This is a genomic window from Saccharospirillum alexandrii, assembly GCF_043641555.1.
Lineage (GTDB): Bacteria > Pseudomonadota > Gammaproteobacteria > Pseudomonadales > Natronospirillaceae > Saccharospirillum > Saccharospirillum alexandrii_A.
Map to the genome: position 1 here is coordinate 893,524 of NZ_JBHZRJ010000002.1, position 23,195 is coordinate 916,718.

At 57.8% G+C, this 23,195-nt stretch carries 20 protein-coding genes; 1 reads left to right on the forward strand and 19 read right to left on the reverse strand.

The genetic code is table 11. The features are described 5' to 3' along the window. Positions 1-115: 115 nt before the first annotated feature. The 19 genes from tilS to rpsB all read right to left on the reverse strand — a co-directional run bounded on the left by tilS (position 116) and on the right by rpsB (position 21,993). On the reverse strand, positions 116-1,468 hold the full coding sequence (gene tilS / locus ACHUE7_RS10055) for a tRNA lysidine(34) synthetase TilS (RefSeq protein WP_394169828.1): 1,353 nt from the start codon (positions 1,466-1,468) through the stop codon (positions 116-118). Continuing rightward, positions 1,465-1,947: a GNAT family N-acetyltransferase gene (locus ACHUE7_RS10060; protein WP_394169829.1), complete on the reverse strand. Its 483-nt coding sequence runs from the start codon at positions 1,945-1,947 to the stop codon at positions 1,465-1,467. Before ACHUE7_RS10060 ends, tilS begins: the two co-directional genes overlap by 4 nt. Before the next feature lie 151 nt (positions 1,948-2,098). After that, positions 2,099-3,055, reverse strand: a complete 957-nt coding sequence (gene accA / locus ACHUE7_RS10065) for an acetyl-CoA carboxylase carboxyl transferase subunit alpha (RefSeq protein ID WP_394169830.1) — start codon at positions 3,053-3,055, stop codon at positions 2,099-2,101. A 568-nt stretch (positions 3,056-3,623) separates the two neighbouring features. Then, a complete protein-coding gene (gene dnaE, locus ACHUE7_RS10070) occupies positions 3,624-7,133 on the reverse strand; it encodes a DNA polymerase III subunit alpha (protein ID WP_394169831.1) in 3,510 nt (1,169 codons plus the stop codon). A 90-nt stretch (positions 7,134-7,223) separates the two neighbouring features. After that, the gene (gene rnhB, locus ACHUE7_RS10075) at positions 7,224-7,832 is read right to left on the reverse strand and encodes a ribonuclease HII (RefSeq protein ID WP_394169832.1); all 609 of its coding nucleotides are present in this window, start codon (positions 7,830-7,832) and stop codon (positions 7,224-7,226) included. Next, on the reverse strand, positions 7,829-8,983 hold the full coding sequence (lpxB, locus tag ACHUE7_RS10080; protein WP_394169833.1) for a lipid-A-disaccharide synthase: 1,155 nt from the start codon (positions 8,981-8,983) through the stop codon (positions 7,829-7,831). The genes rnhB and lpxB overlap by 4 nt, the downstream gene beginning before the upstream one ends. Continuing rightward, the gene (gene lpxA / locus ACHUE7_RS10085) at positions 8,983-9,753 is read right to left on the reverse strand and encodes an acyl-ACP--UDP-N-acetylglucosamine O-acyltransferase (RefSeq protein WP_394169834.1); all 771 of its coding nucleotides are present in this window, start codon (positions 9,751-9,753) and stop codon (positions 8,983-8,985) included. The genes lpxB and lpxA overlap by 1 nt, the downstream gene beginning before the upstream one ends. Then, entirely contained in the window at positions 9,750-10,208 is a 459-nt protein-coding gene (gene fabZ, locus ACHUE7_RS10090) for a 3-hydroxyacyl-ACP dehydratase FabZ (protein WP_348477871.1), read from the reverse strand. Before fabZ ends, lpxA begins: the two co-directional genes overlap by 4 nt. After that, positions 10,205-11,266: a UDP-3-O-(3-hydroxymyristoyl)glucosamine N-acyltransferase gene (gene lpxD / locus ACHUE7_RS10095; protein WP_394169835.1), complete on the reverse strand. Its 1,062-nt coding sequence runs from the start codon at positions 11,264-11,266 to the stop codon at positions 10,205-10,207. Before lpxD ends, fabZ begins: the two co-directional genes overlap by 4 nt. A gap of 17 nt (positions 11,267-11,283) precedes the next feature. Next, positions 11,284-11,856, reverse strand: a complete 573-nt coding sequence (locus tag ACHUE7_RS10100; RefSeq protein ID WP_394169836.1) for an OmpH/Skp family outer membrane protein — start codon at positions 11,854-11,856, stop codon at positions 11,284-11,286. 122 nt (positions 11,857-11,978) lie between these two features. Further along, entirely contained in the window at positions 11,979-14,321 is a 2,343-nt protein-coding gene (gene bamA, locus ACHUE7_RS10105; RefSeq protein ID WP_394169837.1) for an outer membrane protein assembly factor BamA, read from the reverse strand. A gap of 74 nt (positions 14,322-14,395) precedes the next feature. Then, positions 14,396-15,745 (reverse strand): RIP metalloprotease RseP, encoded by a 1,350-nt coding sequence (gene rseP, locus ACHUE7_RS10110; protein WP_394169838.1) that lies wholly within the window; start codon positions 15,743-15,745, stop codon positions 14,396-14,398. Next, complete coding sequence (ispC, locus tag ACHUE7_RS10115; protein ID WP_394169839.1) at positions 15,742-16,944, reverse strand: 1-deoxy-D-xylulose-5-phosphate reductoisomerase; 1,203 nt, start codon at positions 16,942-16,944, stop codon at positions 15,742-15,744. Before ispC ends, rseP begins: the two co-directional genes overlap by 4 nt. A gap of 2 nt (positions 16,945-16,946) precedes the next feature. Further along, the gene (locus ACHUE7_RS10120; protein WP_394169840.1) at positions 16,947-17,771 is read right to left on the reverse strand and encodes a phosphatidate cytidylyltransferase; all 825 of its coding nucleotides are present in this window, start codon (positions 17,769-17,771) and stop codon (positions 16,947-16,949) included. A 2-nt stretch (positions 17,772-17,773) separates the two neighbouring features. Further along, positions 17,774-18,529, reverse strand: coding sequence for a polyprenyl diphosphate synthase (gene uppS / locus ACHUE7_RS10125; protein WP_394169841.1), 756 nt, complete (start codon positions 18,527-18,529; stop codon positions 17,774-17,776). Between the two features lie 181 nt (positions 18,530-18,710). Continuing rightward, positions 18,711-19,268 carry a ribosome recycling factor gene (gene frr / locus ACHUE7_RS10130; protein ID WP_348477864.1) on the reverse strand — a complete coding sequence of 186 codons (558 nt, stop codon included), beginning with the start codon at positions 19,266-19,268 and terminating at the stop codon, positions 18,711-18,713. After that, a complete protein-coding gene (gene pyrH / locus ACHUE7_RS10135) occupies positions 19,265-20,005 on the reverse strand; it encodes a UMP kinase (RefSeq protein WP_181952696.1) in 741 nt (246 codons plus the stop codon). The genes frr and pyrH overlap by 4 nt, the downstream gene beginning before the upstream one ends. A 205-nt stretch (positions 20,006-20,210) precedes the next feature. After that, entirely contained in the window at positions 20,211-21,077 is an 867-nt protein-coding gene (tsf, locus tag ACHUE7_RS10140) for a translation elongation factor Ts (protein WP_394169842.1), read from the reverse strand. A 169-nt stretch (positions 21,078-21,246) separates the two neighbouring features. Then, on the reverse strand, positions 21,247-21,993 hold the full coding sequence (rpsB, locus tag ACHUE7_RS10145) for a 30S ribosomal protein S2 (RefSeq protein ID WP_028670173.1): 747 nt from the start codon (positions 21,991-21,993) through the stop codon (positions 21,247-21,249). Between the two features lie 351 nt (positions 21,994-22,344). Here rpsB and map point away from each other — a divergent pair, with 351 nt between their 5' ends. Then, a complete protein-coding gene (map, locus tag ACHUE7_RS10150) occupies positions 22,345-23,121 on the forward strand; it encodes a type I methionyl aminopeptidase (RefSeq protein WP_348477862.1) in 777 nt (258 codons plus the stop codon). The last annotated feature ends 74 nt before the right edge of the window (positions 23,122-23,195 follow it).

The following is a 23,195-nucleotide window of genomic DNA, read 5'->3' on the forward strand; positions in this document are numbered from 1 at the left end:
GCAAAAGCCCGCCCGATGGCATTTTGACTGGCCATAAGACGTGTTGCGGGTGTGGGAATTTGTGCGACTTAAGATGGGAGGCCAGATTAGCAAAAAAGCCTCACTGCCTCAATCTTTAATCGTCGCTATTGTCGTGTCGGGAAGGGTCTGTTGGTTTGGATGATTGCCAGTCTACCACCCAGCCCGGCTCGCCGGAGTCTGCCTGACAGGCAAGGTCCACCGCCAGGTTGGCAACGGCAATGAGCTGATCGCCGGAAAACAACAGCGGCACCCGGTCGCGCTGCCAGGGCGGCAGCCGGTATTCCTGCAGCAGGCGCTTCAGGTCCCGCCGCGCCGAACGCCCGGCTGGCCATAACGATTCACCCCCCTGGCGCAATTGCCAGCGCCAGTCAGCCGGCTCGCCCCGGAGCCGTCCAGGCCCGTCAGCTGCGCGTCGCACTCGCAGCCAGCCAATGCCCGGCCAGTGCTGCCAATCTTCACTGACCGCGCAGGGCGAGTCACAGGGCTCTACTTGGTTGGGAACCCAATACAGAGCGGTTCGAAAACGCCGGACTGACCCGTCACCCAGAGCGACTTCAGGCTGGGCATCCACCCGGGCATTAACCACTTCGCGGACGATGCGTTGCAGTGCTGTTTCACTGGGCGATCTTACATTCTGCCGGTACAGCCAGCGGTGAATCAGCGCCTGCACCTGCTCTGACGACCAGTCGTCCAGCTGCACGGCTTTAAGGGCGCCGTCATGTGCCAGCCGATGCTCCAGTTCGAGGTCGAGCTGGCGTTGCTGTTCACGGGCAGCCTGATCGAGGTGTCCGAGTGACCGTGACAGCGTCTGTCGGTACTGGTGCCAGCGCGTGGCAATGAGCGGTAATACCTGCTGACGCAGAAAATTGCGATCAAAACGCACATCGCTGTTGCTGTCGTCGGTTATCCAGTGCAGGCCCAGCTGCCGGGCCCGGTTCTCGATGCTTTCCCGAGAGGTCGTCAGCAGGGGGCGCAACATCAGCCTCTGTTGCCGACTCGTTTGATCCGACATGGCCGACAGACCGGTCAGACCACTGCCCCGCAACAGTCGCAACATAAAGGTTTCAAGCTGATCATCCAGGTGATGCCCGAGCCAGAGGCTATGGCCCGGGGGCACCCGACTCAGGAATACGCGGTAGCGTGCTTGCCGTGCTGCCGCTTCAAGCCCCTCGCCCTGGGCCGAGACCGCCACCGAATGCGATTCGAAGCCACAACCAAGGGCTTTGCAGTACTGTGCACAATGCGCTTGCCAGTTGTTAGCCTGGGGGCTGAGGCCGTGATTGATGTGAAGGGCGATAACGTCGCCGGGTGGCAGCCGACTGCAGAGTTCATGCAAGACCAGCTGCGAGTCGACACCACCACTGTAACCAACGAAGACCGGTCGCTCAGAATAGTCGGCCAACCAGGCATCGAACCGCTCACCGGCGGTGTAACCGCTCCCGGTCATGCCGTGTCCGTGTCGGCCAGGCCCCAGCGATAGCGTAGCTTCTCGCGGTCTCCGCGACGCCACAGTTCGGTACCGCGAGGCACCGACACCCGCTCAACGAAGCGGGCACCAATGCGTTCGCAGGTGCGCACAGAAGCGATGTTGTCGGGGTTGCAGGTTATCCAGAGTTCAGCCATGCCGTGATCGAGTGCTACCGTTCGAATCAGCTCGCAGGCCTTGGCGGCGTAATGATGGCCTCGGTAGGGGCGATCGATACCGTAACCGATTTGCCCGGCGTAGGTTACCAGGGCGGGTGTGTCGCCCACACGCAGGTCAATCTGGCCAATCAGGGTGCCATCGTGTAGCACCACGTCGAACAGGTAGGCGGGCGCGCCTTCGAGCGCGCGCGCACCCTCAAGATAGCGGTTGAGCAATAGCGCAATGTCTTCTGAGACCAGGGGGTCGTAGTGTCGAAACGCAAAGGAATATGCCGCCGTCATCTGTTTCTGCCATGCTGGGATCTGTCATCCGGGCTTTGGCGACCGGAGCCGTTCCGATAATACGAATAGCGGCCGGTAGCAGACCAAAGCTAAAACGGCGTTGCCCGACGCCGCCTTAGACAGCTTAGTTGCTTTGCAGGCCAGTTTCGAGTCAGGCCGATTCGAGCCCGAACGACATCAGGCGCTTGTAACGGTTTTCCAGCAGGTCGTCCAGCGCGACACCGCGCAGCTTATCTAGCTGGCCAATGAGCGCGTGGCGCAGGTCGGCCGCCATGGCTTCGGGGTTGCGGTGCGCGCCGCCCAGAGGTTCTTTGATAACGGTATCCACCAGGCCCAGTTCACGCAACTTTGGCGCTGTAATGCCCATGGCTTCGGCTGCATCGGAGGCCCGCTCCGCCGTCTTCCACAAAATAGAGGCACAGCCTTCCGGGGAAATAACCGAATAGGTGCTGTATTGCAGCATATTCAGGTGATCGCAAACCCCGATCGCCAGCGCCCCGCCAGAGCCGCCCTCTCCAACAACCGTTGAAATGATCGGCGTTTTCAGGGACGACAGTTTTAACAGATTGTAGGCAATTGCCTCACTCTGACCGCGCTCTTCAGCACCAATACCGGGGTAGGCACCCGGGGTATCGATAAAGGTCAGGACCGGCATTTTGAAACGCTCCGCCATTTGCATCAGGCGCAGTGCCTTGCGATAGCCTTCTGGCTTGGGCATGCCAAAATTGCGGCGTACCTTTTCTTTCACATCCCGGCCCTTCTGGTGCCCAACCACCAGCACCGGCTCTTCATTCAACCGGGCAACGCCGGATACGATGGCAGCATCGTCACCGTAATGGCGGTCGCCATGGAGCTCATCCCAGTCGGTAAAGACGTGATTGATGTAATCGAGCGTGTAAGGGCGCTTGGGATGACGCGCCAGCTGGGAAACCTGCCAGGAGGTGAGGTTGGAAAAGATCTGCTCGGTCAGCTTGATCGACTGGGCGTTCAGCTTTTCGATTTCGCCTGAAATGTTGAGATCATTGCGGTTGCCAACCAGTCGCAATTCTTCAATTTTGGCAATCAGGTCTGCAATGGGTTGTTCAAATTCCAAGTAATCTGGATTCATGCCGTTTCCCTAGTGTGCCGTCAATGGTGTATTGCGTATCCGCCAAGCGCCAAGTAAAGCAGGCTGGGCAGCAACGTCAACCGTCTATCAGGGCCGACCTTGCCATTCTGGACCGCCATACACCCCAGGCGGTTCAATTCAATGTTGCAATCAGCCTAATGGGCCGACTGCCATTGAGCAAGCGTATCAAACCTTATTGAGCTTTGAACAAACGGAAACAATCAGTAAAGTTAGCGCTTACTACAGACTCAAGTTCCGGAGTTATGGATGGCTGCTAGCACTGGTCCGCGCCGGATACCGGGCATGCCCTTGTGGGGGCCGGCGTCAATCCGTCAATGGCGGTCCGTCTGGTCCGGCACCCCGGTCTCGGGCCCAGGCCACAGGAAATGAATCCCATCCATGGGATTCACCCTTCGGGTTCGCTGCGCTCGTGCTAAAACGCTCCCGGCGTTTTAGTCTCTGCTGCGGCCTACCCCACAAGGGCATACCCGGCACCCGACGCTGGTCTTCTAAGCAAGTTCCAAAAACGGTGTAAAAAAACGCTTGTCTTAGAATAGATTTGTCAGCTTCAGTCCTGATAGCGAAACCGGTAAGCCGAATCATCAAAAGTCTGTCGAATGCGGTGCAATACCTCGTCTTCCAACGGAATCCGGTGGGCCGGGTTCAGCCGCACCTGGCCCTGGGCCACCCGGGATTCGTAGCTGATCCAGACCGGTGTGCCCTGCCCATCTTCCAGGTCGCTGCGCACCAGATCGTTCAACCGTTTGAGGAAATCCTGCGTTTGGGCTTCAGTGACCCGGAACTCAATGCCGCGAATCAGTTCCTGGCGTGCCTGGGCCAGGGTGTAGATGTTTTGTGCGCGGATTCGGGCCCGCTCGGCGTAATCGTCCCAGCCAATCTCGGCTTCGACGAAGATCACCTGATCCGGCTCCAGCAACGGTTTGAAACGCTGATAGTCTTCTCCGAACAGCGTCATTTCGATGCGTCCGGTCCGGTCGTCCAGCGAGACAATGGCCATGGTATCGCCGCGCTGGGTCTGGCGGGTGCGAACACCGAGCACCAGGCCAGCCAGGGTTTTGGTCTGCTTGCGCAAGCGACGCAGCTCTTCCGGCGGCATATCGAGCTCGCCAAGGCGCATTGAGGCGATTTTGTTGACTTCCGATTCGTATTCGTCGATCGGGTGGCCGGTCAGGTACAGGCCCAGCGTTTCTTTCTCGCCCATCAGACGCTCTTTCAACGAATGCTGCATCACCTGCTCATAGGGCGCATAGGGCGCTTTCTGGCTTTCCACCTGCAAGTCGTTGAACAAATCGATCATGCCAGCGGCCTGATTGCTGGCCGACTGCTCAGCCGTGCGTACCGCATCTTCCATGGCAGCCAGCAGCATGGCCCGGTGCGGGGCCAGCCGGTCCAGTGCGCCGGCCTTGATCAGCGCTTCGATGCACCGCTTGTTTACCTTGCGACTGTCGACGCGCTCGCAGAAGTCGAACAGGTCGGTAAAGGGCCCGCCGTTTGACCGGGCGGCGACGATCGCCTCTACCGGGCCTTCGCCGACCCCCTTGATCGCCCCCAGCCCGTAAATGATCTGATCGTTTTCATTCACCGTGAACATGTAATCACCGGCGTTCACATCTGGCGGCAGCACATCGATGCCCAGTTGCCGGCAGTCTTCGATGAAGATAACTACCTTATCGGTGTTATCCAGTTCCGACGACATGGTCGCGGCCATAAAAGCGGCCGGGTAATGCGCCTTGAGCCAGAGCGTCTGATAAGACACCAATGCATAGGCAGCCGAGTGCGATTTGTTGAAGCCGTAACCCGCGAACTTTTCCACCAGATCAAAAATCTTGGTCGCCAGTTCCGCATCGACCCCCTTGGACGCTGCACCGGCGGCGAAGACTTCACGCTGCTTGGCCATCTCCTCGGGCTTTTTCTTGCCCATCGCCCGGCGCAGCAAGTCGGCGCCGCCGAGTGTATAACCTGCCAGTTCCTGGGCGATCTGCATCACCTGCTCCTGATACAGGATGATGCCGTAGGTTGGCGCCAGAATCGGCTTCAGCCATTCGTGCTGATACTGCGGATCCGGGTAGGCCATTTCTTCGCGTTCGTGTTTCCGGTTGATGAAGTTATCCACCATGCCCGATTGCAGCGGGCCCGGCCGGAACAGGGCCACCAGGGCGATCATGTCTTCCAGACAGTCGGGCTTCAGCCGTTTAATCAGGTCTTTCATACCGCGCGATTCAAGCTGGAACACCGCCGTGGTGTGGGCTTTCTGCAACAACTGAAACGAGGGTTCGTCATCGAGCGGAATATGCGCGATGTCGATGGCGGGCTGACCCTTGGCGGCCAGCCTGGGGTTAATGATTTTCAGCGCCCAGTCGATGATCGTCAGGGTGCGCAGCCCGAGAAAGTCGAACTTGACCAGGCCAGCGGATTCCACGTCGTTTTTATCGTACTGGGTAACCAGGCCGGTTCCGTCTTCTTCGCACAACAAAGGCGAGAAATCAGTCAGCTTGGTTGGCGCGATCACCACGCCCCCGGCGTGCTTGCCGGTCTGGCGGGTTATGCCCTCGAGCTTGAGCGCCATCTCCCAGATTTCCATGCCTTCTTCGTCATCAGCCAGAAACTCCTTGAGCTCGGCGACATCGTCTATGGCCTTGGTCAGCGTCATACCCGGGTCAGCGGGAATCAGCTTGGATATTCGGTCAGCCAGACCATAGGCCTTGCCCTGCACACGGGCAACGTCGCGCACCACGGCCTTGGCAGCCAGGGTACCGAAAGTAACGATCTGGGACACCGCCTGGCGGCCATACTGATCGGCCACATACTGAATAACGCGGTCGCGCTTCTCCATGCAGAAGTCGACGTCGAAGTCGGGCATCGACACCCGCTCCGGGTTCAGGAAGCGTTCGAACAGCAGATCGTATTCCAGCGGGTCCAGGTCGGTAATATCGAGCGAATAGGCGACCAATGAACCGGCACCCGAACCCCGGCCCGGCCCAACCGGAATATCGTGCTCTTTGGCCCAGCGAATAAAGTCCATCACGATCAGGAAGTAGCCGGGAAAGCCCATCTGAATGATGATATTCAGTTCGAATTCGAGTCGGGTGACGTAGTCGGCGTGCTTGCTGGCGTACTCAGGATCGTCCTTCTTCAGGCTGACTGCCAGACGCCGCTCCAGGCCTTCAAAGCTCAGCTGGCGGAAGTACTCATCCATCGTCATGCCATCGGGGATGGGATAGTCCGGCAGGAAGTACTCGCCCAGTTTTACCGTTGTAGAACAGCGCTCGGCAATCAGCAGGCTGTTATCGATGGCTTCAGGCAGATCGGAGAAAAGCTCCGCCATCTCGTCAGCACTTTTCAGGTATTGCTGGTCGGAGTAACGGCGGGCACGCTTGGGGTCGTCGACCGTCACACCGTCGTTGATGCAGACCCGGGCTTCATGGGCGTCGAAGTCATCCTGAGTCAGAAACATGACGTCGTTGGTGGCCACCACGGCAATGTCGAGCTCGCGCGCCAGCAACAGACTGCCCTGCACGATGACTTCGTCCTGGTCACGCCCGGTGCGTTGCAGCTCCAGGTAATAGCGATCGCCAAAGATCGCCTGCCAGTGCCGGGCCAGTTCTCCCGCAACATCCGCCTTGCCACGGCTCAGCGCCTCACCGACGTCACCAAAGCGACCACCGCTGAGCAGGATCAGCCCCTCGTTTTTCGTCTTAATCCACTCCGCTTTAATCACAGCGCGGTCATGTACCTGGTGCGTCTGATACGCCTCAGAAATCAGCTCGGTCAGGTTGCGGTAACCCTGGGCGTTTTGTGACAGCACCGTCATCCGGAACGGCGCTGTCGCATCTGCCGGGTTCTCCACCCAAAGATCAGCCCCCAGCAAGGGCTTGATGCCCGCGCCCAGTGCCGCATTGTAAAACTTGATCAGCCCGAAAAAGTTGGTGATGTCTGTGATCGCGACCGCCGGCATCCCCTGCTTGAGCGCCGCCTGCACCAACGCCTTGGGGCGAATCAGGCCGTCGACCAGTGAATATTCGGTATGAACTCTGAGATGTACAAATTGAGCGGACACGCTGGGCTTTCTCCTTCTTGACCGGCGACCATGGTACTACTTGAAGCGGCCGGTTGGCAGGTACTGATGAGGGGAATTGTGTATTCAGGTTTAACGGTTTGTGGTGAGTATGGCCTTAACTGGCGCATAGCTACGCCGGTGCTCGGCTATGACGCCGTGGGCCTTCAAAGCCGCCAAATGAACCGGCGTCGGGTAGCCTTTATGGCGGGCGAAGCCATACTCTGGGTAGCGCTGGTCGAGCTCGACCATTTCGGCATCCCGCTGGACTTTGGCGAGAATGGACGCCGCGCCGATGGCAGGGATCAGGCTATCGCCTTTCACAATGGCTTCCGCCGGGCAAGGCAGGCCTATGGGCAGTTTGTTGCCATCGATCTGGCAAAACCCGGGAGCCACCAATAGACCCTCAACGGCCCTCCGCATGGCCAGCAGACTGGCCTGTAGAATATTCAGTTCGTCAATTTCCGCGACACTGGCACGGGCGATACACCAGCTCAGTGCGCGGGCTTTGATTTCTTCACTGAGCTGTTCGCGGCGTTTTGCGGTGAGCGCTTTGGAGTCGGTGAGGCCTGCGATGGGTTGTTTCGGGTCCAGTATGACGGCGGCGGCCACAACATCGCCCGCCAGCGGCCCGCGACCGACTTCATCGACGCCCGCCACAAGGTCGGCAGCACTCTGAAAGACCAGACCTTGCTGGGTCATTGGGGTGAGAACCCGGCAACGCTCAGCACCGCTTCGGCGGCCTGCTCATCGGCGCCTCGCGCCAATTGACGGTGCAGGAACCGGGAGCGCTGTTCAAACTGATCGCGGTAATCGGTGTCGGTGAGAATGTTAACAAGATCGGTCGCCAGGCGTTCAGGCGTCGCTTCATCCTGCAGTCGCTCAGGCACCCAGTCGCTCTGGGTCAATACGTTGGGCAATGAGACCCAGCGTGTGGTTGCCATGGCGCGCATGATCCGGAACGTAAGCGCCGTTAACCGGTAGGAAACCACCATGGGGCGCTTCAACAGCATGGCTTCCAGTGCCGCCGTACCGGAGGCCAGCAAGACGCCGTCGCTGGCAATCATGACATCGGTCGACTGACCCGCATAGAGCTGGATGTGCAGCCCATTGCCGTGCTGACGCACGGCTGCTTCAATCTGCTCACGGCGAAACTCATTGGCCGCGGGTATGAGCACCGTGAGCGGTCCCAGCGTTTTCTGGGCCAGAGTAGCCGCTTGCAGAAACAGCGGCGCCAAGCGCCCAACCTCACTGCCCCGGCTGCCCGGCAAAACCGCCAGGCACAGCCCCAGCTCCGGTACACCCAGACGTTGCCTCGCTGCCAACCGGTCCGGTTCCATCGGCAACTGGTCAGCCAGGGTATGGCCAACAAAGGTAACCGGTACCTGATGCTCGCGGTAAAAATCGGCTTCAAAGGGCAACAAGGTCAGCATGTGATCAACACTGCGGCGGATTTTCTTGATGCGGCCCTGCCGCCAGGCCCACACTGAGGGCGAGACGTAATGCACGGCCTTGATGCCGGCATCGCGCAACTGGCGCTCCAGGCCCAGGTTAAAATCGGGGGCATCGATGCCGACGAAAACATCCGGCTGCCAGTGAATGCACCAGTCCCGGTAAGCCGCTCGAATGCGGAACAATTCGCGCAGCCGCCCTACGACTTCTGTCAGCCCCATCACCGACAGCCGTTCCATCGAAACGCGGCTGTCCAGCCCTTCGGCAATCATGCGTTCACCGCCGATACCCCCAAATTCAATATTGGGGTGGCGTGCGCGTAACGCGCGCATCAGACCGGCACCGAGAATGTCGCCGCTGGCTTCACCGGCCAGCACGGCCACGCGCAAGGGTCGGGACATCAGCGCACAATACCCCGGCTAGCGGTTTCAATGCTGCGCACAAACAAGGCCACTTCCGGAAACTGCTCGGCAATCGGAGCCAGCTCAGCCAGAGCAGCCTTGGTGGTCTTGCTCTGGCGATAAACCGTTTTGTAAGCATTACGCAGCGCTTTGATCGACTCCGCAGAAAAGCCACGCCGGCGCAGGCCTTCGGTGTTCATTCCATGGGGCGCAGCCGGATAACCTTGCACTGTCACAAAAGCGGGAACGTCTTTCAGAACCGTGGAACCAGCGCCAATAAACGTATGTTCACCGATAGAGACAAACTGATGAACACCGGAGTGTCCACCGACAATCGCGTAATCACCGACCTTCACGTGACCCGCCAATCCTGCAGAGTTGGCGAGAATCACATGATCTCCGACAATCACGTCATGAGCGACATGAGTATAAGCCATCAACAGGCAATGGTTGCCTACCCGGGTCTCTCCCTTATCCTGAATGGTGCCGCGATGCAGAGTGGCACCTTCACGAATGGTGTTGTGATCACCGATGATCAGCCGCGTAGGCTCACCCTTGTATTTAAGGTCCTGACACGCTTCACCAACGCTGGCAAACTGGTAAATCTTATTGTGCCGTCCAATGGTTGTTGGTCCGTTGATGACCACATGCGGACCGATCCAGCAGCCTTCGCCAATTTCAACATCCGGACCGATAACGGTGAATGGACCAATAATGGCCCCATCGGCAATACGTGCGGTTTGATCGACCAGTGCAGTAGGGTGAATCACGACGTTGACTTCCGCTCAGCGCACACAATATCGGCAGTGGCCGCTAACTGGCCGTCCACTTCCGCCCGGCAGTTGAATTTAAAAATACCGCGGCGTTCAGACACCAGCGTACTGAACAGATCCAGCCGGTCACCGGGCACGACCTGCCGCTTGAATTTAACGTTATCGAGCCCGGCAAACAAATACAGATAGCCTTCGCTCGGGCGGTTGCCTGATGTCGCAAAACCCAGAATAGCCGAAACCTGAGCCATGGCCTCACACATCAGCACACCGGGAAAGATGGATTGACCCGGGAAGTGCCCGTTGAATAACTCTTCATTGCCCGTAACGTTCTTGAACCCGGCAATGGCCTCACCCGGGGTCAGTTCGGTAATACGGTCAACCAGCAAAAACGGGTACCGGTGTGGCAACAATTGCTTGATGGCTTCATGATCCAGGGGCAGTTCAATGCTCATTCCGAGTCCTCAGATTCCGGAGCGGCGGGACGCATTGCCAGCGCCTTCTCCAATGACTTCAATCGCTGTTCATACTGGTCTAACTGGCGCAAGCGTGCAACGGTACGACGCCATTCCCGACTGGGCTGTGCCGGCCAGCCCGAGGAATAGAGTCCTGCGTCTGAGATGCTTTTGGTCACCATGGTCTGGCCGGTAAAATGGGTGCCCGCAGCAATATCGATATGGCCGGCAAACCCGGCCTGCCCCCCTACAGTACAGCCAGCGCCCAGGGTGGTACTGCCAGCAATACCGACCTGCCCGGCCAGTGCCGTGGCTTTTCCGATCACAACATTGTGTGCAACTTGAACCAGGTTATCGATGATGACATCGTCTTCAATGCAGGTATCGTCGATGGCCCCGCGGTCGATGCTCACATTGGCACCGATATCGACCCGGTTGCCGATACGGACAGTGCCCAGTTGGGCAATACGCTGCCATTGCCCCTGATCCGGTGCAAACCCGAACCCATCGGAGCCGATAACCGTTCCCGGCTGTACCCGGCAATCGTCGCCCATCACCACCCCGTGGCAAAGCGTAACGTTCGCCATAATCCGGGTGTTCCGGCCAACCCGTGCACCGGCATCGAGTACTGCCCCCGCACCGATCTGACTGCCCTCGCCAATGCTCACGCCAGAGCCGATGACCGCTCCGGGGCCAATGGTCACTCCTACGCCGATCACCGCATCTTCGGCCACCACGGCACTGAGGTCAATGTGGCCGGTTGGTGCTGGCTCACGGCTGAAGTGGTGGGATATACGGGCATAGCTCAAGTAGGGGTCCGCCACCAGAATCAGGGCGGCAACACCCGGAGCCTGGTCGGCCATATCCGGTTTCAGGATGATGGCCGTGGCCTGGCTGTCTGGCAGGTCTGCCAGATACTGTCGGGATGCCAGGAACGTCAGGCTCCCGGACTGGGCCTTATCCAGAGCAGACACCCGCTCCAGAGGCATATCCCAGGCCTGCTCACTACCGCCCAGCTGCGCATCGAGCTGTTCGGCCAACTGTCGGGCTGTGATCATCCGTCTGACTCGTCAGCTTATTGTTGCGCCTGGTACAGCGCATTGAATTCTTCCAGTACCGCTTCGGTAATATCCAGTGAATTACGATGGTAGACCACGGCGCCCTTGTCCAGGATCACATCATATTCCTGGCCGTCGACGGCCGTTTCTATGGCTTGCGCCATCATCGGCTGGTACCGCTCGATAAAGGCATTGCGGCGCTCGCCCTGCACTTGCTGCAGCTGTCGCACCAGCTGGTCGCGCTGGCGTGCTCGCTGCTGCAGTTCACTTTCAAGTTCCGACAACTCATCTTCGGTCATGATGTCAGCATCGGTCCGGGCCCGGCTCTGCAATTGCTGGATCGCCTGCCCCAGCGTTTGCACTTGCTGTTCTTCCTGTTCAAACTCGCGTTTCAGTTCGGCGGTGGCATCCTGGGCTGCATCGCTATTGAACAACACATAATTCTGATCCAGCAATGCCACTTCAGTCGCCTGAACAGAAGCGGTCATGCCAATGGCAACCAGTGCGAAGGCTATTCGGCTCAGCCAGCCAGATTCCCGTGACCGGCCAGTCGCTTTGGTCGGGGCAATGCGTTGTGCTGAAGTCTTCATGCTTTCTCCTTCGGTTCGAGTGATGCTGTACCTGCCTGCTACTTGCCAGGCAGGTCATTCTAATGTGTACGGCCAAGACTGAGTAGTGGGCCCAACCGCATGCCTTTTCAACCAGCCCGACCTCAGTATCCGATACCAATTGTAAAGGCGAAATTCTTTTCAAGATCCCCATCGCGCGCATTCAGAGGCCAGGCATAACTGAAGCTCAACGGCGCGATCGGCGTAATCCAGGTGATATCAACACCTGCGGCGTAACGCAGGTCGGACAGATCCACACCATTGGTGCAGTTTGCATTGCCGGCGCGACAGTCATCGGAATAGACATTGCCACCGTCAATAAACAACGACGCTCTGAAGGCATCCTGGTTCTGTACAAACGGCATGGGTATCAGCAACTCGGCGCCGTATTCGATCTTTATGTTTCCACCGATGGGCGATGGGTCGTCCAGCGGATCATTATTGCCATCCAGATTGGGGGTGCTCAGCGGCCCCAGCGACCCATACTGATAGCCGCGTACCGACCGGACACCTCCGGAATAAAAGTGCTTGTAAAAGGGCAATCGGTCCGCATCGCCGTAACCGCTGCCGTAGCCAACGTCCGAGTGTAGACGAATACTGTACTGATCGTTGACCGGGAAGTACTGTTCCGCACTGCCCGTCAAACGGTAGTAGGTCAGATCACCCAGTGGCGTGGCTACTTCACCCGACAAGGTCAGTTGGCGACCCCGGTTAGCCTTGAAGGTGCCGTTCAAGCTGTTGAGGTTCCAGGTCAGACGGGTGTCGATGATTTCATAGTCACTGCCGTTGCTGTCCCGGAAATCCGTCATTTCCTGAGGAGCGCTATCACTGAGAAACAACTCATCCTGACTGTAGCCAACACCGTAAGTGATACGCTGGTTTTCAGACAGCGGGTAGCCCAGTCGCAACCGGCCACCGGCGGTATTGGTCGCATAGGTCCTGAAGGTTTGCTCACTGAAGTCGGTACGGCGGTAATACAGATCGATACCGCGACTGACCCCATAAATCGTGAAGTACGGGTCTTCGAACGAGAGGTTATAATTCTGCTCGGCGTTGTTCACCGTTACCGAGGCTGAAAAGTCGTAGCCTTTGCCTTGAAAGTTCTTTTGCTCAATCTTGGCTTCGGTAAAAAAGCCGCTCTGATCCGAGTAACCGATAGAACCGGTTATCTGGCTATTGGTGGTTTCTTCAACGGTCACGATCAGGTCGACCAGGTCATCCCGGCCTTCGATGCGCTGGGTCCGGATATCGACCTGACTGAAGTAACCCAGGCGTTCGAGGCGCTGGCGCGACCGCCGAATATTGCTGTTTATGACCAGTGCGCGTTCCAGTTGGCGCATTTCACGGCGGATGACTTCGTCATTGGTTTCCGAGTTGCCTCGAATCTCAATTCGATTCACATACACCGGTTTGCCCGGAATGACGCTGAGCGTGATATCCACCGTTCGGGCGTCACGGTCGGGATCGAGTTCGCTGTTGACCTCGGCGAAGGCATAGCCCTTGTCACCGAGCACGTCGTTCATTCGCGACGACAGATTGCTGATCTCAACGCGGGAATAGACGTCCCCTTCACGGACATCGATCAGGGCTTCAAGCTCATCGCCCAGATCGACCAGATCGCCGGTCAGCGAGAGCCCCGATACCTGGTAGGGTTCACCCTCAAATACGTTGAGAACCAGAGTGATGTCGGCTTTGTTGTCCGAGATTGAAACCTGATGAGACTCCAGCCGGAAATCCAGGTAACCCCGATCAAGATAATAATCTTCCAGGCGCGCCAGATCGCCCGTCAACTGAGCCTGGCCAAAACGATTACGGCGAGCAATAAACTGAAACGGGTATCGCTTGCTGGATTCACGCAGGCGCAGGGCTGCCTGCAACTCGTCGTCGGTGAAGACTGAGTTGCCGGTAATTTCAATATGGTTGATCTTCGCCACCGGCCCTTCGCTGATAACCAGCTCAACGTCGACCCGGTTTAGCGACAGCGGCGTCACCTCAGGCACTACCGTGGCGTTGTAACGGCCCTGAATGCTGTACTGACGCTCCAACTCCAGTTCAATGCCCTCAAGCAGTGACTGGTTGAAAATCTCACCTTCTTCCAATCCGACGTTCGACATGACGCGTTCCAGCGTCTCGGTCGGAATCACCTTGTTGCCAGAAAAATCGACACTGTTGATCGCCGGGCGTTCGGTCACTTCAAAAACCAGGGTGCCGCCATCGCGCAACACCTGCACATCACTGAAATAGCCGGTACTGTATACCGCACGTAACCAGTCGTCGGCAGCGTCGGAATCAACCTGATCGCCTTCCTGAATGGGTAGCGCCTGCAATACCGACCCCAGCGATACCCGCTGCAGGCCGTTGACGGTCAGGGCATCAACCCGAAACGGTTCCGCCATGGCACTTGCACTGAACATCAGCGCCAGGGCTGCCGCGACAACAAATCTCATAGTTACTCCTGTTCGTTAAAATCGGGACTGTCGGGGCAGCAGCCGGGACAGGCACATCGACCGATCACTGACCGTTATAACCGGCCGATATCATTTACAAACGCCAATACCATCAGCCCGACAATCAGCATCAGGCCAATTTGAGACCCTATCACCTGCAAACGTTCCGACAAGGGCTTGCCACGCATCCATTCGACCGCATACATCACAATATGCCCGCCATCCAAAATCGGGATGGGTAGTAAATTGACCACCCCGAGACTGATGCTGATGAACGCCAGAAAGCGAATGAAGCTTTCGGCGCCGCCCTGAACCGAATCACCGGCCATCTGCGCCATGGAAATGGGGCCACCAATCTGCTCTACCGACACCAGGCCCGTCACCATCTTGCCGAGCATGGCAAAGCTGAGCCCGACCATTTCAGCGGTATCCTGCAGGCCGAGCCAGATACCGGTCCAGGGCCATTCGCGCTGGACGATAATCTGTTCTTCCGGCCAGGGAGCGGGCGCAGCTATAGCGCCAATATAGCCCTGGCTTTGGCCTTCAACGTCACGCTCAGCTGGCGTGACTGTCAGTGTTTGCCGGGCCTGATCACGCTCCAGCACGACGGACAACGGCCGGCCGCCATTGGGCTGAATAATAGCGACCCAGTCCACCCAATTTTCAATCATTTGACCATTGACCGAAATAATCCGGTCGCCAGCCTGCAAACCTGCAGCCTCAGCCGCTCCACCCGGAACCACCTGGCCAATCATTGCCGGCGTTTCAGGGCGGCTCGGATACAGCCCCAGGCTGGCCATGGGGTTGGGTTCGCTGTCGCGGGCCATCCACTGATTAATCGGCACCGCCAGCTCTTGCAGTTGCCCGTCCCGGCGCACGCTCAGCTCAATGATGCCAGTGTCGCCAACACGCCGAGCCAGCGCGAGGTTGATATCGGTCCAGTCGTCAACGTTACGGCCGTCAACCTGCTCAATAACATCACCACGTTGAACACCGGCTTCTGCCGCGGGAGTTTGCGCTGGCGGCGTATCAGCCCAGGGGGCAAGCCCCTGGACACCAATGCTGTACAACAGAGCAAAGGCAAGAATGGCAAACAGAAAGTTGGCGATAGGCCCGGCCGATGCGACCGCAATGCGCTGGGCTGGCGTCTTACGGGTGAAAGCCTGGTCGAGTTCGGCGTCATCCACCGGACCTTCCCGTTCATCAAGCATTTTCACGTAGCCGCCCAGCGGAATCCAGGCGATAACAAACTCGGTGCCATGGCGGTCGTACCAGCGGTACAACGGCTGACCAAACCCCACTGAAAAGCGCAATACCCGAATACCATTGCGACGGGCCACCCAGAAATGGCCGTACTCATGCACGGTCACCAGAATACCCAGAGCCACCAGAATACCGAGAATATTGGTCAGAATTGCCATCATGTTCGTGCCTCTATCGCGGCCTTCGCCAGTGTTCTGGCGCGCGCGTCAATACCCAGCAATTGCTCAACCGACTCAGCAGGTTCGTGTGCCAGCTGGTTGAGCACCTGTTCATTAATGTGGGCGATTTGGGGAAATGACAGGCGCCGCTGCAAGAAGGCTTCAACGCTGATTTCATTGGCGGCATTTAACACCGCCGGGCACGTTCCGCCGACAGCGATGGCCTCTTCAGCCAGGCGCAGGCAGGGAAACCTGGCCCGGTCAGGCTGATCAAAACTAAGCCCCAGCTGGGCAGTAAACTCGAGGGCGGCACTGCCGCTGTCAATGCGATCCGGATAGGCCAGCCCGAACGCTATGGGGGTACGCATGTCAGGCGATCCCAGTTGTGCGATCACCGAGCCGTCGATGTAACGTACCATGGAGTGAATGACGCTCTGTGGGTGCACCACGACCTCAACATCAGCCGGCTGCAAGTCGAACAGCCAGCAAGCTTCGATCAGTTCCAGCCCCTTGTTCATCAGAGTGGCGGAATCGACCGAAATTTTCTGGCCCATGGACCAGTTTGGATGAGCCACCGCCTGTTCGGGCGTTACCTGCTCCAGCTGCCCGGCGGTAAAGTTCAAAAAGGGGCCACCGGAGGCCGTCAGCAATACGGATGCAACACCCTGGCGCCGGTGCTCACCGGGCATGCACTGGAATATGGCATTGTGTTCGCTGTCGATCGGCAGTAATTCGGCACCGGACCGCTTCACTGCCGACATCAGCAGGTCACCAGCCACCACCAGGCTCTCTTTATTGGCCAGCAGCAATCGTTTGCCAGCCCGCGCGGCCGCCAGTGACGACAACAAACCGGCAGAACCGACAATGGCCGCCATCACCACCTGAACATCCGGATGCTCAGCCATGGCTTCCAGCGCGGCATTACCGACCAGTATTTCAGTAAGGGTATCGGACAGGCGCGCCATCAGCGCTTGCCGGCCATTACTATCAGCCACCACGGCGTAACGTGGCCGATGCTGTTCAATTTGTCGCGCCAGTAGCTCAATGTTGCGATGACCGGACAGCGCAAAGACCCCAAAACGATCCGGGTGGCGGGCAATAACATCCAGGGTATTGCAGCCGATGGACCCGGTGGATCCGAGCACGGTCACCCATTGACGGGGCGCGGGAGTGGGTTCTGAGACACCGTTTGAGATGGTCATGGCTAGAGGATCACCGCCAGCAAGAGCACGCAAAACATTGGTGTGGCAGCACAGAGACTGTCGATCCGGTCCAGAATTCCACCATGCCCCGGCAACAGGCCAGAACTGTCTTTAATGCCCCGGTAGCGCTTGAGCAGGCTTTCGAACAGATCACCCAAAACGGATATTGCCACCACCAGCGCGCTGATGACCAGCAACAGCAGCCATTGCAACGGTGTCAGGCCGGGCAGAAAAATAAGCGCCATTGCGGCAGACAGTACAACCGAGGTGGCCATACCGCCGTAGACACCGGCCCAGGTTTTACCCGGACTTACCGAGGGCGCCAGCTTGCGATTGCCGAACGCCTTGCCGGCAAAATAAGCACCGATATCTGCGCCCCAGACCAGCAGCATCAGCCAGGTCAGCACCAGATTGGCGTTCGGCTGACCTTTCAGTACATTCAACCCAAGCCAGAGCGGCAGCAACACCGGCAACGCCATCAACAGGCGTACCCAGCGGTGCTGAATCCAGCTCTGGCTGGCCGGGTAGCGCACCACCATGAGCAGTGCAAACAGCCACCACAGCAGCGACCATAAAGTCAGCTGCAGCCAGGTCAGGGTGGTTCGGGTCTGCAGCCACCACAGCAAGCCGAGCGCTGCCGCCGTCAGTACCGCCATGCCCAGGCGGGTGGTCACCCGCTGAAAACCGGCCAGATTGGCCCATTCCCAGGCCCCCAAAACAACAATGGCGCCAATGAAGGCGGCAAATCCGGGCTCCGGCAGCCAGTAAATGCAGGCCAGCATCAGCGGGGCCAGTACCAGCGCAGTCAACACGCGTGTGATCAGCATAATCAGGAAGTCACTCTTTGTTCCAGTTGCTCGTCAGTTCGGCCAAAACGGCGCACCCGGCCGGCAAAACTGGCGAAGGCTTGCTGCAACGATTCTTTATTGAAATCCGGCCAGAACTCATCGGTGAAATAGAATTCGGTATAGGCGAACTGCCAGAGCAGGAAGTTCGAGATGCGCTGCTCGCCCGCCGTGCGAATGCACAGATCGGGAGGTGGCAAATCACCCAGGGCGACCCGGGCCTGCATGGCCGCTTCGGTCACGTCGTCCGGCGTCAGCCTGCCACAGGCCACATCACGGGCCAGACTTCTGGCGGCCTGGGTAATGTCCCAGTGCCCGCCGTAGTTGGCGGCAATCACCAGCGTCATGCCGGTATTGTTGACGGTCAGTGCCTCCGAGCGGGCAATAGCCGCTTGAATGGCCGCGCTGAAGCCGGTCTTGTCGCCAATGATGCGTAATTTCAAATTATTCTCGTGCAGTTTCTTTACTTCACGGTTCAACGCCATCAGGAACAGCTCCATCAGGGCGTTTACCTCGTCTCGGGGGCGGCGCCAGTTCTCGGAGCTGAAGGCGTACAGGGTCAGCACCTCCACACCCGCTCTGGCACTGTGTTCAACAACGGTTCTCACCGCCTTGGCACCGGCTTTATGCCCTGAAATACCGCCCAGCAATCGCTTTTTTGCCCAGCGATTGTTTCCATCCATGATAATGGCCACATGGCGAGGAACAGAACTGTCTCCTGCTGAGTGTGCTGTGGTCATAATTGTCCTTTACTGAATCAGGGCAGCGTCTGCGGATGTCGATTCGCGAGCAACCACCCTGAGCCTGGCTGTTCATTTCAGCGGCGACGGCACTCTTTTTTGTTTGTGCTACGCCGTCCCTACAAAAAACAAAGGCAACATGGGGTTCCCATGCTGCCTGAGTCAAGGTCCCGTAACGGTATTAAACCGTCATCAGTTCCTTTTCCTTGCTGGCCAGATGCGCCTCGACCTGAGCGGTCGCGGCATCGGTCAGCTTCTGGATGTCATCTTCGGCACCGCGGCCTTCATCTTCGGACAGCTCTTTTTCTTTAACCAATTCCTTGATGGTGGCGTTGGCATCGCGGCGACCGCTGCGGATCGACACGCGTGCTTTCTCGGCTTCTGAGCGGGCTACCTTGATCATGTCCTTGCGTGACTCTTCCGTCAGCGCGGGCATGACCACACGAATCTTATCGCCGGAGGTCGCCGGGTTTAGCCCCAAGTCGGCCTTCATGATGCCACGTTCGATTTCCGGCACCAGATTTTTCTCCCAGGGCACAATCGCCAGGGTACGGCCATCTTCAACGTTGATGTTCGCCACCTGCTTCAGTTGGGTGGGCGTACCGTAGTAGTTGACCATGACGCTGTCGAGAATGGCAGGGTTGGCCCGGCCGGTGCGAATCTTGTTGAAGCCGTCGTCCAGCGCGCCAATCGCCCGGCGGTTGTGCGCCTCAACCTCTTTCTTTATGTCTTCGATCATGCAGTTATATCCTCTACCATCAGCGTTCCTTCATTACCGCCTACCATCAGCGATATCAACGCTCCCGGCTTGTTCATATTAAAGACCCGGACCGGCATTTTATGGTCCCGCACCAGACAAACAGCGGTCAAATCCATCACACCCAGCTGTTTCTCCAGTGCCTCGTCATACGTCAGACGGTCATATTTTACCGCATCCGGATTGGTTCGGGGATCATCATTATACACGCCGTCGACGTTCGTTGCCTTGAGTACCAGATCTGCTTCGATTTCGATACCACGCAGGCAGGCCGCCGAGTCGGTGGTGAAGAAGGGGTTGCCCGTGCCAGCGGCAAAAATAACGACATCCCCCTGGGTCAGATAACGAATGGCGCTGCGCCGGTCGTAGTGTTCTACAATCCCTGACATGGGAATGGCCGACATCACCCGGCTGCGAATATTGGAGCGCTCCAGCGCATCCCGCATGGCCAGCGCGTTCATCACCGTAGCCAGCATGCCCATATGGTCGCCGGTTACCCGGTCCAGCCCGGCTTCATTCAGGGCCTTGCCGCGAAACAGATTGCCACCGCCGATCACCAGTCCGACCTGCACCCCAATCCCCACCAGCTGACCGATCTCCAATGCCATGCGGTCCAGCACTTTGGGGTCAATCCCGAAGCCCTGTTCGCCGGAGAGCGCTTCGCCACTGAGTTTGAGTAGAATGCGCTTATGGCGCGGGTGGGGGTCTTTCGTGGGCATGGTAATCTCCTAAACTGGGTCGCTGGTATCGGCTACCGGGGGACGTTAACTCCGCGCCGCTACTGTGCGACGCAAGCGTCGCCGGTGCAAGCGGGATTCGCGTAAACAGACCCGGCAGGGAGCCCGGAGTTACGCGCTGTCGGCACAGGCTTGCCGTGCAGACAAAAAAAAGGGCAGTCAGACTGCCCTTTTTAGAAACACTTGATCAGTTGCCTTTGGCAGCAGCGGCGACTTCGGCGGCGAAGTCGACTTCTTCGCGCTCAATGCCCTCGCCCACTTCCAGACGCAGAAAGCTGAGAATTTCGGCATCCGCGTTCTTGGCCAGGGTTCCGACCTTGGTGTCCGGATCCTTAACAAAAGGCTGTTCCAGCAAAGAAATTTCAGCAACAAACTTTTTCAGGCGGCCCTGAACCATCTTCTCGATGATTTCAGCTGGCTTGCCGGAGTTCTCGGCCTGGGCGGAAACCACTTCTTTCTCGCGGTCCAGCACTTCCTGAGGTACCTGATCGGCCGATACAAACTGCGGGTTGATCGCAGCAATGTGCATGGCAACATCACGACCCAGCTCTTCATTGCCACCGTTCATTTCAACGGCTACGCCAATGCGGCCACCGTGAACATAGGTTGCAACTGTTTTACCTTCGCCACCGAGCAGCACAACACGGCGCACGGAGATGTTCTCACCGATCTTCTGCACCAGGGCTTCACGTGCAGACTCCAGTTCACCGGCCATCAGGGCGGCAACATCGCTTTGCTGATCAGCAAAGGCTTTATCGGCTACGGTATTGGCAAACTCAAGGAAGTTGTCGTCACGGGCAACAAAGTCCGTTTCGCTGTTTACTTCCAGCAGCATGGCGCGGCTGTTGTCAGCGGACTGACGATTAACGATGATGCCTTCGGCAGCTGTGCGGCCAGCTTTCTTCGCCGCTTTCAGACCGGATTCTTTGCGCATGGTGTCGATGGCTGCTTCGATATCGCCGTTCGACTCAACCAGGGCCTTTTTGCACTCCATCATGCCAAGACCGGTACGCTCACGCAGTTCTTTTACCAGGGCTGCTGTGATGTTAGCCATAGTGTATTCCTCACTCATTAAATGGATTCGGTTCACTCGCCGGGCGCCTGCGGCATCCGACAGTCCCTACAATTCGTTTCACGGCCAGCGACAGGTGCATCGCAATCGGGCGTCTGTATAGCAAAAAGGGGCCGAGGCCCCTTTTTCACTTGCCTGAGCCGTGCGCCGATTACTCGGCCGGGGTGTCTACAACCGCGTCAGCGACTTCAACAAATTCGTCGGCCTGGGTGGCGTTGGCCGCCTTGGCTTCCAGAACAGCGTTAGCGACTGAGCTGGCGTAGATTTCAATGGCGCGAATGGCGTCATCGTTACCCGGGATTACAATGTCCACACCGTCGGGGTTGGAGTTACTGTCCACAACGCCGATGACCGGAATGCCCAGCTTGTTGGCTTCCAGGATGGCAATACGCTCGTGGTCTACGTCGATCACGAACAGGGCATCGGGCAGGCCGCCCATGTCCTTGATACCACCGATGGTCCGCTCCAGCTTCTCGATTTCGCGCTCACGCATGAGACGCTCTTTCTTGGTCAGCTTGTCGAAGGTGCCGTCTTTGCTTTCGGCATCCAGATCACGCAGACGCTTGATCGACTGGCGGATGGTCTTGTAGTTGGTCAGCATGCCACCCAACCAGCGGTGCGCCACATACGGCATGCCAGCACGGGTTGCTTCTTCACGAATGATGTTGCTGGCAGAACGCTTGGTACCAACGAACAATACCTTGTTCTTGGCCGCTGCCAACTCACCGATCTGTACCAGCGCCTTGTTCAGGGCCGGAACGGTATGTTCAAGGTTAATGATGTGAATCTTGTTACGGGCACCAAAGATGTATTTACCCATCTTCGGGTTCCAGTAACGGGTCTGGTGACCGAAGTGAACACCTGCTTTGAGCAGGTCACGCATAGAAACAGTAGCCATAGTATCCTCACTGGTTCGGGTTAAGCCTCCACACACCCCATGATTCAACCCCTGACCAAACCTGACCAAAGGCACCCGGAATCATGTGCCGGTGCATGTGAGAGTTAATAGACACCGCCCGGATCTTTGTCGATTCAGACGGCATTCCTTTGAACAGTCCGTCCAAAGCGGCGCGCTTTATACCATAAACGAAGGCCGATTCAAAGTTTTTTGGCACCATCCCAGGGCACCCTAGCCCCGTCAAAAGCACCTCTCAGGGCAGCCTCGGGCGGGTTTGCGGCAGCGGTGCTGCAAGTCGCAGCCAAAAGCTTTAGAATGATGCGCCATTATTCATGTTCGCCTGGGAAACTCATGTCTGTAACCATCAAGACCGCCGAAGAAATCGAAAAAATGCGCGTGGCGGGCCGGCTCGCCGCTGAAGTACTAGAAATGATTGGCGAGTATGTTCAGCCGGGTGTCAGCACCGGGGAACTGGACCGCATCTGCCATAATCACATTGTCGAGGTTCAGGGAGGCATTCCGGCGCCACTCAACTACGGCAACCCGCCCTTTCCCAAGTCGATCTGCACCTCAGTCAATCACGTGATCTGTCACGGCATACCCAGCGATGACAAGATTCTGAAAAAAGGCGACATCGTCAACATCGACGTGACCGTCATTAAAGACGGCTACCATGGCGACACCAGCAAGATGTACTTCGTCGGTGAGCCGCAACCACACCTCGAGCGTTTGGTCCGCATCACCCAGGAATGCCTGTACAAAGGCATTGAACTGGTGCGACCCGGCACTCGCTTGGGCGATATCGGCCATGTGATTCAGCAACATGCGGAAGCCAACTATTACTCGATTGTTCGTGAATACTGCGGACACGGTATTGGCGCTGTCTTTCACGAAGAACCACAGGTACTGCATTACGGACGCCCCGGCACTGGCATGGAATTAAAGGAAGGCATGACCTTTACCATTGAACCCATGGTCAATGCCGGCAAACCGCAATCGAAACTGCTCGGTGACCAGTGGACTGTGGTGACCCGAGACCGCAAAGCCTCGGCCCAGTGGGAGCACACCCTGCTGGTAACCGCCACTGGCGTTGAAGTACTGACCCGCCGCCAGGAAGAGTCCTTTTAATCCGAAACAGTACCCAGAACCCTCAAGCGGACCCTTTTGTTAACGCACCGTGATGTCGTCTCTTTAGGATGAGT